This is a genomic window from Erwinia sp. HDF1-3R, from assembly GCF_039621855.1.
In the GTDB taxonomy this organism is placed as follows: domain Bacteria; phylum Pseudomonadota; class Gammaproteobacteria; order Enterobacterales; family Enterobacteriaceae; genus Erwinia.
The window spans coordinates 4099389-4113943 of sequence record NZ_CP155071.1; the positions used below are offsets into that span (position 1 = coordinate 4099389).

The 14555-nt window shown below is 56.9% G+C and carries 13 protein-coding genes; 7 read left to right on the forward strand and 6 right to left on the reverse strand.

Translation table 11 applies throughout. The features are described 5' to 3' along the window. Positions 1 to 34: 34 nt before the first annotated feature. On the reverse strand, positions 35 to 625 hold the full coding sequence (locus AAGR22_RS18605; protein WP_345828937.1) for a cupin domain-containing protein: 591 nt from the start codon (positions 623 to 625) through the stop codon (positions 35 to 37). 156 nt (positions 626 to 781) lie between these two features. On the opposite strand from AAGR22_RS18605, the gene AAGR22_RS18610 reads away from it, so the two are divergent. After that, positions 782 to 1264, forward strand: a complete 483-nt coding sequence (locus tag AAGR22_RS18610; protein ID WP_067706262.1) for a YlaC family protein — start codon at positions 782 to 784, stop codon at positions 1262 to 1264. Between the two features lie 39 nt (positions 1265 to 1303). Here the strand turns inward: AAGR22_RS18610 and AAGR22_RS18615 are convergent, their stop codons facing one another. Further along, positions 1304 to 2713: a PLP-dependent aminotransferase family protein gene (locus tag AAGR22_RS18615; protein WP_067706260.1), complete on the reverse strand. Its 1410-nt coding sequence runs from the start codon at positions 2711 to 2713 to the stop codon at positions 1304 to 1306. A gap of 57 nt (positions 2714 to 2770) precedes the next feature. After that, positions 2771 to 4900: a bifunctional diguanylate cyclase/phosphodiesterase gene (locus AAGR22_RS18620; RefSeq protein WP_345828941.1), complete on the reverse strand. Its 2130-nt coding sequence runs from the start codon at positions 4898 to 4900 to the stop codon at positions 2771 to 2773. A 546-nt stretch (positions 4901 to 5446) separates the two neighbouring features. On the opposite strand from AAGR22_RS18620, the gene AAGR22_RS18625 reads away from it, so the two are divergent. The 6 genes from AAGR22_RS18625 to AAGR22_RS18650 all read left to right on the forward strand — a co-directional run bounded on the left by AAGR22_RS18625 (position 5447) and on the right by AAGR22_RS18650 (position 12389). Further along, positions 5447 to 6013 (forward strand): spore coat protein U domain-containing protein, encoded by a 567-nt coding sequence (locus tag AAGR22_RS18625; protein WP_067706256.1) that lies wholly within the window; start codon positions 5447 to 5449, stop codon positions 6011 to 6013. A gap of 71 nt (positions 6014 to 6084) precedes the next feature. Further along, complete coding sequence (locus tag AAGR22_RS18630) at positions 6085 to 6567, forward strand: spore coat U domain-containing protein (RefSeq protein ID WP_345831625.1); 483 nt, start codon at positions 6085 to 6087, stop codon at positions 6565 to 6567. 23 nt (positions 6568 to 6590) lie between these two features. After that, entirely contained in the window at positions 6591 to 7310 is a 720-nt protein-coding gene (locus AAGR22_RS18635; RefSeq protein WP_345828943.1) for a molecular chaperone, read from the forward strand. A gap of 3 nt (positions 7311 to 7313) precedes the next feature. Beyond that, positions 7314 to 9731, forward strand: a complete 2418-nt coding sequence (locus tag AAGR22_RS18640) for a fimbria/pilus outer membrane usher protein (RefSeq protein ID WP_345828945.1) — start codon at positions 7314 to 7316, stop codon at positions 9729 to 9731. Then, positions 9731 to 10714: a spore coat U domain-containing protein gene (locus AAGR22_RS18645; RefSeq protein WP_345828946.1), complete on the forward strand. Its 984-nt coding sequence runs from the start codon at positions 9731 to 9733 to the stop codon at positions 10712 to 10714. The genes AAGR22_RS18640 and AAGR22_RS18645 overlap by 1 nt, the downstream gene beginning before the upstream one ends. 355 nt (positions 10715 to 11069) lie before the next feature. Further along, positions 11070 to 12389 carry an MFS transporter gene (locus AAGR22_RS18650; RefSeq protein WP_067706250.1) on the forward strand — a complete coding sequence of 440 codons (1320 nt, stop codon included), beginning with the start codon at positions 11070 to 11072 and terminating at the stop codon, positions 12387 to 12389. A 424-nt stretch (positions 12390 to 12813) separates the two neighbouring features. Here the strand turns inward: AAGR22_RS18650 and AAGR22_RS18655 are convergent, their stop codons facing one another. From AAGR22_RS18655 to exbD, 3 genes are all read right to left on the reverse strand, one after another. Beyond that, positions 12814 to 13089, reverse strand: coding sequence for a hypothetical protein (locus AAGR22_RS18655; RefSeq protein ID WP_345828949.1), 276 nt, complete (start codon positions 13087 to 13089; stop codon positions 12814 to 12816). Between the two features lie 29 nt (positions 13090 to 13118). Beyond that, positions 13119 to 13427, reverse strand: coding sequence for a hypothetical protein (locus tag AAGR22_RS18660; protein ID WP_345828950.1), 309 nt, complete (start codon positions 13425 to 13427; stop codon positions 13119 to 13121). A 701-nt stretch (positions 13428 to 14128) separates the two neighbouring features. Continuing rightward, positions 14129 to 14551 carry a TonB system transport protein ExbD gene (gene exbD, locus AAGR22_RS18665; protein WP_345828952.1) on the reverse strand — a complete coding sequence of 141 codons (423 nt, stop codon included), beginning with the start codon at positions 14549 to 14551 and terminating at the stop codon, positions 14129 to 14131. Positions 14552 to 14555 lie beyond the last annotated feature (4 nt).

A 14555-nucleotide genomic window follows, 5' to 3' on the forward strand; every position in this document is an offset into this window, starting at 1 on the left:
CACCTCTGATTCTGTCATTAATGCTTTACTGCCGTTATTCGCGCACGTCCAGAGGATGCCAAATCTCCGTCACCGCCCCTTCACCGCCGGTGAGCGGATCCTGCTGCGGCAGCGGGACACGGCTGATATCCACAACGGACTGAGGCATTAAAGCTGGGTCATTCCGTCGCGTTTCAGGCTGCATACCCCGTGGGTATGCCCCCACGGCGAAAAAGTCTTCGGTAGCGGAAAGCTGCTGATGTCCCACGCCCGCCGGGATCAGTACCGCATCGCCCGCCTGAACGGTGACCACCCTGCCCGTTTCTCCGCCAAACAGGACCTGCGCCCGACCCGCTGCGATGCCCAGCAGTTCGTGGGTATTAGGGTGATAATGTGTCCAGGGATAAATCGGGTAGCGCCAGCGCGGCAGCCAGTGGTGAGCGGCAAACAGATCTTCAAAATAGCGGGCAATATCCCCGACGTCTTCCGGCACCACCTGCGGATAAATAATCAGCGGTAAAAGGTTGTTCGGCACGTCAGGCGTCGGCTGAAAGGTCAGATATTGCGGATTGTTCGACGCCCCGGCGGAAAAGGTGCCAGCGGCAAAGGACATCATAGCGAGCAAATTTCCAGCGTGCGGCAGCATAGGGTATCTCCTGAGATCGGGTTCGGAAGTATAGTAAGAGATCCCGCGCACTGCCCCAGGAATAATGACAACTGTTATACCTGAATTATCGCAAACTGTGTCTGTCATGACTTTACCCACTGTGGTCTACTAATAACAATAACGAGTGAGGTAAACGTGAACGATATTAAACAAATCCTGCTGCGTGAAATTGATACCCTGAACCGCGAGGAGCGACGTGATAACAAGCCGCGCTTCAGCTTTAATTTTCTGAAAAGTCACCCGGGTCTGTGGGTCTCCATGTACATCTGCTATGCCCTGACGGTGGCGCTGATTTTCACCACGGAATTTCTGGGCTGGCCCGCTTTCTGGGGCGCTACGCTGTTCGTTTTACTGATGAGCGGCCTGATGATGCTGGATATCAATCCCCGCTACCGCTTTGAAGATATTGATACGCTCGATCTGCGCGTTTGCTATAACGGCGAGTGGTATTACGTGCGTACGCTTTCTGACACCGCCATAGCGGAAATTATGCAAAGCTCGCAGGTGCCTGAGCGGGTGAAGGAGGGGATCAGGAAGCTGCTGACCCTGAAAGGCGAAGTGGATTTCTATGACGTCTACCATCTGACCTGGGGCCAGCAGCGCGCCTCTGCCGTCTGATCTCTTTCAGGCCAGCTTGCCTGCTGGCCCGTAAAGCACTTATAGCATTGCCGCAATCAGCTTACCCAGCGTCACGACGGCGGCCTCCTGTGCTTCACCCCATGCCCATGCGGTATTAAAGCGGAAATAGTTAGCGTACTGCTCGCCGGAAGAGAACATTTTACCTGGCGCGATGCTGATGTTGTGCTCAAGCGCGCGGGTATAAAGCAGGGTGGTATTTACCTGCTTAGGCAGTTCAATCCACAAAAAATAGCCGCCCTGGCTGTCATTGATTCTGGCGGCGGCGGGCAGATGCCGTCGGAGTGACTGACGGGCCAGATTTTTACGCTGCTCCAGCGACTGGCGCAGACGCCGCAGATGGCTGTCATAGCTCCGGGTGCCCAGATAGTTGGCCAGCGCCAGCTGCATAGGCGCACTGGTAGCCAGCGTACTCATCAGCTGTAGCTGCTGGATCTTTTTGGCATGTTTGCCCGCCGCGACCCATCCCACGCGGAACCCCGCAACCAGATTTTTAGAGAACGACGAGCAGTGCAGCACATCGTTCTGGCTATCAAACGCCTTTGCGGGCAGCGGTCTTTCACTGCCAAAGTAGAGTTCGCTGTAAACATCATCTTCAATCAGGGCGACCTGATGCTCCGCCAGTAGCGCCACCAGCTGCTGCTTTTTTTCGCGACTCAGCGTACAGCCAACCGGGTTCTGCTGGTTGGTCATCATCCAGCAGGCTTTTATCGGCCAGCGCGCCAGCGCCCGCGCCAGCTCATCAAGATCCATCCCGAGGCGGGGATCGGTCGCAATGGCGACGGCCTTCAGCTTCAGGCGCTCAATAACCTGTAGCGCACCATAAAAGCAGGGATTTTCAATTACCACCCAGTCACCCGGTTCGGTCACCGCCTGCATACTGAGGTTCAGCGCCTCCATGGCGCCATTGGTGATCACAATCTCATCAGGAGAAACGGCAATCCCCTGAAGGGCATAGCGCTGCGCCAGCGTTTTACGCAGCGTTTCATTGCCGGGCGGCAGATTATTTATCGCATCTGCTGGAGTCAGAGAGTGCGACACGGCGCTGAGTGAGCGCATCAGCTGCCGCTGGGGGAAAAGTTCAGGGTCGGGGAAAGCGGAACCGAAAGGGACGATCTGCGGATCGCGACCGGCCTGAAGCACGTCGAAAATAAAGGCGTTGATGTCGACCGACTCCGCCAGCTGCACTTTTTGATGGCCAACCGGCTGGCTGAGGAATTCTGCGCGCGGTGCGACAAAGTAGCCTGACTGTGGCCGGGAGCGGATCCATCCCTGACTCTCCAGCACCTGATAGGCGTGCATCACCGTCATCAGACTCATGCCGCTGAGCGCAACCTGTTCACGTAGCGAGGGCAGTTTCTCTCCCGGCAGCCAGATTTCTGCCGCGATTTGCTGGGTAATACGATCGATAAGCCGCTGATATTTTGCCAAAACCGTTACCGACTCCTTAAGGATTGCTGGCGGCTATTATAGGCACGGCGTGCGCATTTAGACAGTATCCGGCAGGGCTGGCCGGCGCTTTTCCCCAGGCTCAGAAGGTAGCGCCCCCTTTTGCCCGGTGTCCACACTCCGTCTGAGTTGTGGCACCTGCCCGGCAGGCACCGGGCGACCCAGAAGATAGCCCTGGAGCGAATCACAGCCCAGCCGGGTCAAAAATGCCTGCTGCTCCTGCGTTTCAACGCCCTCGGCCACCACTTTCAGATTCAGCGTCTGCGCCAGAGCAACGATGGCGGTGATAATCGTGGCGTCACCGCTTTGCGGTCGCAGTTCGCTCACAAACGCGCGATCAATTTTCAGTTCGCTGGCCGGTAGCCGCTTCAGGTAAAGCAGGCTGGAGTAGCCGGTACCAAAATCATCAATAGACGTTTTGATACCCAGTGCAGCCAGCTCGGTCAGAATACGGATGCTCTCCTCTGGCTCACGCATTGCGGTCGTTTCGGTCACCTCCAGCGTCAATAACTCTGCCGGAATATGATGCTCCGCCAGCGCCCGGGTGACGGTTTCTACCAGACCGACCTGTTCAAACTGCACGGTGGAGAGGTTAACCGCCACGGACCAGCGCGGATTCTCCTCAAGATGCCAGATTCGTAGCTGACGACAGGCCTCGTTAATCACCCAGTTACCCAGGCTTACGATAAGGCCGGTTTTTTCCGCCACCGGCAGGAAGATATCCGGCATAAGCAGCCCGCGCTGCGGATGCTGCCAGCGGATCAGCGCCTCAAAACCGAGGATCTGCCCATCCGTTGCGCCATATTTAGGCTGATAAAACAGGCGCAGCTCATTGTTTGCAATAGCCAGCCACAGATCGTTTATCAGCTGTAATTGATTCTGCGCCAGCGTGTTCATTGATGGCTGGAAAAAGCTGTAGCCGTTGCGCCCGTTCTTTTTGGTGTGGTACATCGCCGCATCGGCATTAAACATCAGCTCGCGCTCGTCCCGACCGTCCCCAGGGAAAACGGCGATCCCAATACTCAGGGAAACCAGCAGTTCGTAAAGGGAGAGGGTAAAGGGCACACTAATCGCTTTGACCAGCCTGTCGGCGACGACGGCGGCATCATTGGGTTCGCTAATTTCCAGCAGCAACACAAATTCATCGCCCCCAATTCTTGCCAGCGTATGAAGGTCTTTGAGCTGGGCGTTCATTCTGTCAGTCACGGCGATCAGCAGATTATCGCCGATATGGTGGCCAAACGCGTCGTTTACCCCCTTAAAGCCGTCGAGATCCATAAACATCACCGCAAAGGTGCTCTCTTCACGAATGGCTTTAGTCAGGGCCTGCTTCAGACGGTCTTCCAGCAGAATGCGGTTTGGCAGCCGGGTAAGATTGTCATGTAGCGCCAGCTTAGCCAGCTCCCTGTTGGCTTCCGCCAGGGAAGAGGCCAGCACCGAGGTTCGCGACTGAAGCCGGGCATCCAGCGTGGAGACCACCAGCGCAATACCGAGAATGGATAACGTCACCACGGTGACCACCACCGCCAGCCACTGACTGTTTACGCCCTGCCCGGTCGCATGGCTGTTCATGGGGAAATTCGCGGCGGCCATACCGGTGTAGTGCATCCCGGCGATAGCTCCGCCCATCACCATCGCCGCGCCGGCCCGCAGCAGCCCGAGTCGCCCATTCCCCTGACGCAGCCTGAATGCCAGCCACAAAGCCACCACCGAAGCCAGCAACGCGATAACCACCGACACCACTACCCAGCGCCAGTTCCAGTCGATGCCCGGTGCCAGCATCAGAGCTGCCATGCCAATGTAGTGCATGGAGGCGACGCCGCTCCCGAGCACCAGTGCGCCAATAATCAGCCGCCCGAGCGTAAGCTGACCATAACAGACAATCCACAGCGCAAAAATCGAGGCGGCGATGGCAACGGCCATCGAGATAACCGTCAGGCTGGGGTCATAGCTCATCGCCATAGCAAGATCCATCGCCAGCATACCGATAAAATGCATTGACCAGATGCCAATTCCCATTGCAAACCCGCCGCCAATCAGCCAGAACGTTTCGGCTTTTCCCGTCGTGGTGGTTACCCTGCCCGCCATATCCAGCGCGGTATAGGAGGCGAGAAAGGCAACGGCCACGGAAGCAATGACCATCAGCGGGTCCCAGGAACTCATAAGCATAGGTAAATCTCGGTTTTTGCAGCCAGTAGCGTGGCGCTGATTTATTAAACAAAACTTTCTTAAGTCTTACCAGTACCTCTTTATCTCGCGCGCAAAACAGGGCCATTGTTAACCGGAATATAAATATAAATGTCTGGCCTGACTTAATGACTTCCCCTGCCCGGGTCAGCACGCGTGATTTTAAAATTTAGTGGTACGGTTTAATCGCTCACAGAACATACCACGCTCTTCAAAGATTTACTTTACGATAATGAGATTATTCTTAAAGATAGCGCGTTCCTCCCTAAATCCGTGGCCTGGGTCGTAAAAATCTTTTCTCCTCGCAGCCGCAAATATTATTTTTTCTTGCAGCTGTTCACGTATCCCTTAGTTGTTCTATAGTAAAGAAAACCATATATATTACGCTGCTACTGATGCGATGAAACGCGCTTTACGGCCATTTATTAAAAACAATATATTATTTTATCTTTAATTTTTAAGGTGAGATGTTCACTTTTACACCAGGCGAAAAAGCACTTTCATCGATCTAATCAGTAAGGAATGGTTATGAAATTGAAGCTTTTTCTGCTGGGTTGCGCACTGAGCGCTGGCACGGTGACGTCCGGTTTTACCGCTACCACGACGGGCACCATTAACGCCACGCTGGTGCTCACTACCGGCTGCCTTGTCAACGGCCAGTCGGCTACCACAGGCGTGAATTTCGGTACTCTGGACTTTGGTAGTAGCGCAGGGACCTTTGATACGCTCAACGCCACCTTAGTCGGCTCGCTGGGTAACGGTATCTTCGTTCGCTGCACCACGGGTCAGACCTACAATGTTCAGCTCACCAGCAGCAACGCGGCACCGGCTACCGTTTATGGCGCCGTCACCGCACAGCCGCGCTATCTGGTTTTGGGTAGCGACGCGACCCAGGGGATAGCCTATACCCTGTATGGCAGCACCGCTTACACCACCCCCATCGCAAACAATGCCAATCTGGTCAATACGGGCACCACCGATCCGGTCAACGGCGATAATTATCCTGTTTATGGCCGGGTGAGCGGCGGTGGATTTAACGCCGCGATCCCCGCGGGAACCTACACGGATACGATTAACGTCGCCGTGAATTACTGATTGTTACTGAAGGGGAACGCCCTGTGTTGGCGTGGCTGAAAACCGGAGGCTGGCTGGCGGGTGTGTTGTGCATGTTGCTCAGCGTTATCAGCAACCGTGCATGGTCGCTTCCGACACAGACCTTTGAGGTCAGCGCATCGATTGTTAACGGTTGTGTGATTTCCGGTACCAACACTGCCGTATTTGGTGCGCTGAACTTCGGCACACTACCGGGCGTAGGCAGCAGGTCGGCCAGTACCAGCCTGACGCAAAATGCTGCGTTAACGCTGGCCTGTACGCCCGGGACCACGCTGAATTTGAGCATTGACGGCGGCGCGCATTATTCCACGACCCGGAATATGCAGGTGGCGAATAATACCAATCTGATTGGCTACTCGCTGTACACCAGTGCCAACCACAGTGCCGCCAGCGCAATCCCGGTGAGTCAGAATGTGGCGCTGGCCTTCAGTAATGCCAATAACATCACCCTGCCGGTTTACGGTCTGGTGCAGCTCAGCGGAGTCAACCGTGCCGGCACCTACAGCGATACCCTGACGGTAACGCTGAGCTGGTGAGAAAGGGAAAACGAGAAGCATATATGAATAGGTTACCTCTTATTGCGCTGTTTTTTTGCCTGATCGGCGGCGCATTTTTATCACCCGTCCGGGCGGGTAATTCGGTACTGATCTGGCCCATCGATCCCAAAATCCCCAGTGGGGATAAGGCGACAGAGCTATGGATTGAGAACCGGGGCGGGGCGACCACGCTTATGCAGGTCAGGATTTTTAACTGGCAGCAAATTGATGGCAAAGAGCAGTATCAGACGCAGCAGAGCGTGGTGGCCAGCCCGCCGCTGGTCAGAATAGAACCTGGACAAAAGCAGCTGGTACGCCTGATCAATCAGGTCCCGCCGCCGCCGGGCAAAGAAATGGCCTGGCGTGTGGTGCTGGATGAAATCCCTACCCCTCAGAGCCAGGCACCCAATCAGGCCGGACTGAATTTCCAGATGCGCTACTCCGTGCCGCTGTTTACCTACGGCCAGGGCCTCTCTGCGGATACTGCCCAGCCTGCGTTAAGCTGGCGGGTGATCACCCAGGACGGCCATAGCGCGTTGAGAATTACCAACAGTGGAAAAGGTCATGCCCGTCTGAGCAAAGTTAGCCTGGCCGGTCGCACGCTATCGAATAGCCTGTTTGGCTACGTGCTGGCCAATGCCAGCAACACTTTCCCACTGAACTTTCCGGCCTCCAATAGCGCGGAGCTGCGCGCCGAGCTGGATAATAATAAAAGCTGGCGCAGCACCGGCTCGCCACGCTAACCGATGAGCAGGCATAGCTTAGCTTCAGTAAGCCGCTACCTGCCCGTCGTTGTCAGCCTGCTGGGAAGTCTGCTGCCCGGGGCCGGGCGGGCAGAGACCTGGTCCTCACTGCCGCCGCCGCCGGTAAAAAATGAGGCTGGCCCGCAGAAGCAGCAATATATGCTGGGCCTGGTGGTAAACGATCGCGACAGCCAGCAGGTCGTACCCGTTACGTTTAACGGCGACCACTATCTTCTCAGGGCGGGCGATCTTCAGCGGGCCGGTATTCCGGCGGCGCAAATCAGCTCCTCAATGGTGGATGTCTCTACCCTGCCAGGCGTGAAGGCAAATTATGACGCCGCCCGCCAGCGCATTCTGCTGACCGTGCCGCCCGACTGGCTCCCGGCTCAGCATCTGGGCGGCAGCGACAATCAACAGCCACGCTACCCCGGACTCAGCACGCCAGGTGCACTGTTCAACTACGATCTCTACACCAGCCGGACCAGCCAGAGTGGTACACGTCTTTCCGCGTGGAGCGAGTTTCGCCTGTTTGGCAGCGGCGGGCAGCTTTCGACCAACGGCGTTTATCAGCAGCAGATCGCTGGTTCGCCGGGTTATCAAAATGATGGCTATCTCCGCTACGACAGCTGGTGGAGCAATCAGGATGAGGAGCGATCCCTGAGCTGGCGCGTAGGGGATTTGATTACGGATTCACTGGCGTGGAGCAACAGCGTCAGGCTGGGCGGCATCCAGATTGCGCGGGATTTCTCGGTGCGCCCGGATATTATTACCTATCCCCTGCCCGCTTTTTCCGGCCAGGCGGCGGTTCCCTCGACCGTCGATCTGTTCGTCAACGGCTACAGAAACAGTTCTAACAACGTGCAGCCCGGTCCATGGTCGATGACCAATATGCCCTTCGTCAACGGGGCGGGAAACGCGGTAGTGGTGACCACCGATGCAACTGGCCGTCGCATCACCACGACGATGCCTTTTTACGTCTCCAGTAATCTGCTGAAGCCCGGCCTGTCGGACTTCTCCTTCTCTGCCGGTGCGCTGCGCGAAAACTACGGGGTCAAAAACGCAGACTATGGCGCGGGTGCTGCCAGCGGCTCCTGGCGCTATGGTCTGAACGACTGGCTGACGCTGGAGAGCCACGCCGAGGCCGCAGAGTCCCTGGCGCTGGCCGGTGCGGGCGGGCAGATGCGCATCGGCTCGCTCGGCGTAGTGAATAGTGCGGTGACCCGCAGCCAGATGGACGGTGAGAGCGGTGACCAGTACAGCTGGGGTTATCAGTATAACAACAGCCGCTTTAGCATCGGCACTCAGCATATTATTCGCACCGCTGACTTCAGCAATCTGGCGCTGTATGGCGATCGCAGCAGCGGGGCGGCCAGAACGGAATATACGCTTAGCCGCCGCAGCGCCCAGTATAATGTCAGCCTGTCGCTGGACCAGTACGGCAGCCTGGGCGCGGCTTTTATTGATATTACCAGCGGCAGCGGTAACAAAACCCAGCTGTTGAACCTCTCCTGGAGTAAGAATATCTGGGGTAACAGTAGCCTTTACCTCTCCGCCACCCATGACCAGCAGCAGGACGTATGGTCCGGTGCCGTTTCACTGGTGATCCCCTTCAGCGAACGGGGAAATGCCAGCATCGGCCTGGAGCGCGACCGTTTTGGCGGCACGGCACAGCGTCTGGGCGTCTCACGCGCCATGCCCACCGAAGGGGGCTTTTCCTATGATGCCTCCTGGGCACGCGAGAGCAGCGGCAGCGACTTCACCCAGGGCAGCGTTAGCTGGCGTAATGACCTGATTCAGACCTCAGCAGGGTTCTACGGTGACAGCGATTACAGCACCCAGTTTGGTGATATCACCGGGTCACTGGTGTTTATGGATGGCAGCCTGTTTGCCGCCAATGAGGTGAATGATGCCTTTGTACTGGTAAAAACCGATTATCCCGAAGTCGAAGTAGACTATGAGAATCAGTTAATGGGTAAGACGAATAGCAAGGGTTATCTGCTGGTGCCGAGAGTCAGCTCGTGGTATCCGGCGAAATATGCAATTAATACGCTCGACCTGCCGGTGGATATGACGACCTCATCGGTCGAGCAGCGCTTCGCGGTTAAGCGTCAGAGCGGTTATCTGCTGCATTTCCCCATCGTTCCGCTGCGCGCCGCCAGCGTTATCCTGCTCGATCAGAACGGGCAACCTCTTCCCGTGTCAACCCAGCTTATCCGCCAGGGTCAGGCCACGGAATACGTCGGCTGGGACGGCATTGCCTGGATGGAAAATCTCAAGCCCGAAAACCCGTTCAGGGCCGAAACGCCGGACGGACGACACTGCGAGTCGGTATTGAAGGTCCCCGGCGGACGACCTGAATCCCTCAGGACCTATGGACCGCTAACCTGCACTCTCTCCGCCGATGCGCCAGGAGCACCGTGATGAAAAAAATCTCAGCCGTCCTGTTTTTACTACTGATGGCCTGCCCACTCTCTGGATGGGCGGCCTGCACCCTACCCTCGTCGACCGCCTCGTTCGGCACCGTCAGTTCGTTTGCGGTGAATACCACCGCCAGTGCCACCTCGGCCAGCGTGAACGTTAACTGCGGCTCGGGCAGTATCCTTTCGCTGCTATCAACGGATTACGTCAAAATACAGCTGACAAGCGCGACCTATACCAGCGGTACGCGTGGCGCACTTAAAACCAGTAGTAGCGGCAGCGATCTCATTCCTGTCCAGCTGTGTAGCGATTCCGCCTGCGGCAATGAGATGACCATTGGCGGAACCACCGTTAGCTTCAGCTCTTCCCAGTTAGTGAATTTGGTGGGTCTGCTGGGCGGGCAAAACTTTACCATTCCGGTATATATGCGCACCGTGCCGGGTCAGGTGGTGGCCGCCGGAAGCTATACGGGGGTCATGAATATGCTGGTCAGTTACAACGTCTGTACCGGGCTGGGCGCGCTCGGGCTATGCCTGGCGGGCAGTCAGATAACCAGCTCCGGCACGGTGCCCATTACCGTCAGTATGACTATCACTAACGACTGCACCACCATCACCGCACCCAACATCAGCTTTGGCAGTGCGCCGCTGGTCAGCAGCTTCAGTAAAGTCGCCCAGTCTATTAATGTCATCTGCACTAAAGGCAGCACCTATACGGTGGGACTGAGCAACGGCAGCCATGCGGTGGGGAGCCAACGCTATATGACCAGCGGCAGCAACCAGCTTGCCTATGAGATTTATCAAAATACCAGCACCCTGCGCTGGGGGCCTCTTGGCAGCGAGCGCGTGGCCAGCACGGCGGCGAACAGCATCAGTGTTGATGGGTTGACCCGCACCTTTAATTACACCGCACAGATTTTAACTAACCAAACCACACCCGTAGCAGGCAGCTACAGCGACAGCGTGGTCGTGGATCTCTCATTTTAACGCGCGCCTGGTAAAACGTGGTGGTGGACTCTTATTTGAAAGCACGGCTAATGTAACGTGGTGGTGGACCCTTATTTGAAAGCACGGCTAATGTAACGTGGTGAAATATATCTCATTGGAAAGTACGGCCGATATAGCGTAACGCGCCCTCGTAACTATCGGGCCTTGATGAATCTTGCGTCAGGGAGAACCAGCAAAAGTGAGCCATAGCGCGTTTCACAGGCCGCTATACCTCCAGCATTGTGTTAACTATTTGTTACCCATGTAATACGATAGTTAAGTGTTAACAGTGATATCGATCACATTAAAATATTTGCTGACAGGCTAAAAGGGTGAAAAAACTAAAGGATGCTGTATGACTGTTTTCTCCCCACCCGCAAAAAAACCGCGAAGCCATGCCAGAACTATTTTCACCGTAACCAGCGGTAATTTTCTGGAGATGTATGATTTTATGGTGTTCGGCTACTACGCGACCGCCATTGCCAAAACCTTCTTCCCCGGTGATAACCCCTTTGCTTCTTTGATGCTGACGCTAATGACCTTTGGCGCTGGCTTCCTGATGCGTCCGCTCGGTGCCATTATTCTTGGCTCATATATCGACCATCATGGCCGCCGTAAAGGGCTGCTGGTCACGCTGGGACTGATGGCGCTGGGGACGCTGACCATCGCCGTAGTGCCGGGATACAATACGCTGGGCGTCGCTGCGCCGATTCTGATTTTGCTGGGGCGTCTGCTACAGGGCTTCTCGGCAGGCGTGGAGCTGGGCGGCGTTTCGGTGTATCTGGCTGAGATGGCTCCTCCTAAGCGCAAGGGTTTCTTTGTCAGCTGGCAGTCGGGCAGCCAGCAGGTGGCAGTTATATTTGCCGCACTGCTTGGGCTGGGACTGAATCATTTACTGGAAAAGGATCAGGTCACCGACTGGGGCTGGCGCATTCCCTTTGTGATTGGCTGTATGATCGTGCCGTTTTTGTTTTGGATCCGCCGTATGCTGGAGGAAACCGAGGAGTTCAGCCAGCGTAAAGTACACCCTTCGATGAAGCAGATTGTCAGGTCGGTAGCCAGTAACTGGCCGCTGGTGCTGGCGGGGATGTTGATGGTGGTGACTACCACGGTGATGTTTTATATGATCACCGCCTTTACGCCGACGTTTGGCAAAACGGTGCTGATGATGAGCGATAAACAGAGCTTTTTTGTCACGCTGTGCGTAGGGCTGTCTAACCTGATATGGCTGCCCATTATGGGCTCGGTTTCCGACCGTTATGGCCGCCGCCCGCTGCTGATTCTGTTTAGCGTGCTGATGATCGCCACTGCCTGGCCGGTTCTGCACTGGCTGGTGGGGTCACCGACGTTTGCGCATCTGCTGGAAGCCGAGCTGTGGCTCTCCTTTCTTTATGCCAGCTATAACGGCGCAATGGTGGTGTATCTGGCGGAGATTATGCCTGCTGAGGTGCGTGCCACGGGCTTCTCACTGGCCTACAGTCTCGCTACCGCGCTGTTCGGCGGCTTCACCCCGGCAATCTGCAGTTATCTGATTCACTCGACAGGCGATAAGGCGATGCCCGGCGTCTGGCTAACCATTGCCGCCGTTTGTGGCCTGCTTGGCACCATGATTATTAAGCGTCTGGTCCGTCAGTATCAGATTAAGAATACGGCGGCTCCGCTGGCTCAGGTTTAAGTTCGGACAGTGGATGAGGCATGATGCCTGGTGGTGTCTGCATATGGTGCGCGGCGCTACAAGAGCTGGAGGTGTCGCCTGGGGGTGGGGCCCGGCGCTACAAAAGCCTGGGGTGTCGCCTGGGGGTGGGGCCCGGTGCTACAAAAGCTGGAGGTGTCGCCTGTGGGTGGGGCCCGGCGCTACAAAAGCCTGGGGTGTCGCCTACGGGTGGGGCCCGGCGCTACAAAAGCCTGGGGTGTCGCCTACGGGTGGGGCCCGGTGCCTGGCGGTCCTCGCGCCGCGCGTGGCGCGGTTCCTTCGCTCCGCTCGTCGACCTTTCGGACCGGGCATGACGGGACATCCCTGTCCCGGCATGCCCTTGTGCCCGCATCCCTGCTGGCCCATCCGGGTCTTCCTCTCTGCACTCAGCGCTGCGGAATGCCTGTCACCGGGCCCCACCCGCCTGCTCCTTTTGCATTGTGCTGGCTGCGGGTAAAAGCAACTCAAAAGCCTGAGAGGTGGACAATCCCTGCGGTTGACGGGCAATCCGCAGCGCTGCGGCGAAGACGGAGGGCCAGGCGAGGGCAGCAGGGATGCTGCACTCAGGGAGCGGCGGGCAGGGACGCCCGCTCGCGACCGGGCCGTCCGGGCCGGAGCCGGAGCCAAAGGCACCACGCGGAGCGTGGCGTGAGGACGCCCGGCGAACGCTGGGATTATCCACCGGCATCGCAGGTATGCAGCCTGCACAACTTACCAGGTAACCCGCGGGGTGGCGGAATGCCTGTCACCGGGCCCCATCCGCTGCTCCTTTAACATTGTGCTGGCTGCGGGTAAAAGCAACTCAAAAGCCTGAGAGGTGGACAATCCCTGCGGTTGACGGGCAATCCGCAGCGCTGCGGCGAAGACGGAGGGCCAGGCGAGGGTAGCAGGGATGCTGCACTCAGGGAGCGGCGGGCAGGGATGCCCGCTCGCAACCGGGCCGTCCGGCCTGGCGTCGGAGCCAAAGGCACCAGGCAAAGCCTGTAGCTGCGACGCCCGGCAAACGCTGGGATTATCCACCGACACAGCAGATGTTGCAGCCCGGACAACTCACCGGCAAACGCTGGGATTATCCACCGGGAGAGCAGGCGTTGCAGCTAACCCGCTAACCAGCAGAGTGCCGGAAACCCTGACAACGGTAACCACACACCCAATCCTTTTGCATTGTGCTGGCTGCGGCTATAAGCAGTTCCAGGGAGTACAGGAAAGTTTCGCCGGGTTTAATGCAAAATGAATTATGCATTTCAGGAAAACAAGTGTCATTGAAAGGGGTTCAAATGTCCGCGTGCGAACAGGACTTGGCCTGAAGTCGCTCAGGTAATGACGGAACGACAAATAGGTTTTACCTGAAGCAACTCAAAAGCCTGAGAGGTGGACAATCCCTGCGGTTGACGGGCAATCCGCAGCGCTGCGGCGAAGACGGAGGGCCAGGCGAGGGCAGCAGGGATGCTGCACTCAGGGAGCGGCGGGCAGGACGCCCGCTCGCGACCGGGCCGTCCGGCCTGGAGCCGGAGCCAAAGGCACCACGCGGAGCGTGGCGTGAGGACGCCCGGCGAACGCTGGGATTGTCCACCGGTATCGCAGGTATTACAACCTAACCTGGCAACCTGGCAACCTGGCAACCTGGCAACCTGGCAACCTGGCAACAGGATGCCGAAATACCTGACACCGGGCAACAGTCCCCTACTCCTTTAACGCCCGATCGCGACCAGTCCAGTCCGCTACTTCGCGGTGGATTCCATACCCATCAGGCCAATCTTCAAATAACCCGCCTGACGCAGCTTATCCATAACCCCCATCAGCGTGGCATAATCCACCGACTTATCGGCCTGGAAGAAAATGGTGGTTTCCTTATTACCCGCCGTCTGATCGTTCAGGGCATTAACCAGCGTCTCGTCCGTCACCGCATTATTGCCAATAAACAACTGCTTATCAGCCTTAATCGAAAGATAAACGGGCTTATCGGGACGTGGCTGCGGCGTACTGGTAGAAGCAGGCAGATTAACGCGAACGTCAACTGTCGCCAGCGGCGCGGCGACCATAAAGATGATCAGCAGCACCAGCATCACGTCGATAAACGGCGTGACGTTAATCTCATGCATTTCGCCGTTGCTTTCGTGATCTTCATTCAATCGCATCGCCATCGTA

Bases quoted from the DNA above. Each gene is read 5' to 3' on its own strand.
- AAGR22_RS18625 (WP_067706256.1), top strand. From the start codon at position 5,447: ATGAAATTGAAGCTTTTTCTGCTGGGTTGCGCACTGAGCGCTGGCACG.
- AAGR22_RS18630 (WP_345831625.1), top strand. From the start codon at position 6,085: ATGTTGCTCAGCGTTATCAGCAACCGTGCATGGTCGCTTCCGACACAG.
- AAGR22_RS18645 (WP_345828946.1), top strand. From the start codon at position 9,731: ATGAAAAAAATCTCAGCCGTCCTGTTTTTACTACTGATGGCCTGCCCA.
- AAGR22_RS18605 (WP_345828937.1), bottom strand. From the start codon at position 625: ATGCTGCCGCACGCTGGAAATTTGCTCGCTATGATGTCCTTTGCCGCT.
- AAGR22_RS18635 (WP_345828943.1), top strand. From the start codon at position 6,591: ATGAATAGGTTACCTCTTATTGCGCTGTTTTTTTGCCTGATCGGCGGC.
- AAGR22_RS18620 (WP_345828941.1), bottom strand. From the start codon at position 4,900: ATGCTTATGAGTTCCTGGGACCCGCTGATGGTCATTGCTTCCGTGGCC.
- AAGR22_RS18650 (WP_067706250.1), top strand. From the start codon at position 11,070: ATGACTGTTTTCTCCCCACCCGCAAAAAAACCGCGAAGCCATGCCAGA.
- exbD (WP_345828952.1), bottom strand. From the start codon at position 14,551: ATGGCGATGCGATTGAATGAAGATCACGAAAGCAACGGCGAAATGCAT.
- AAGR22_RS18640 (WP_345828945.1), top strand. From the start codon at position 7,314: ATGAGCAGGCATAGCTTAGCTTCAGTAAGCCGCTACCTGCCCGTCGTT.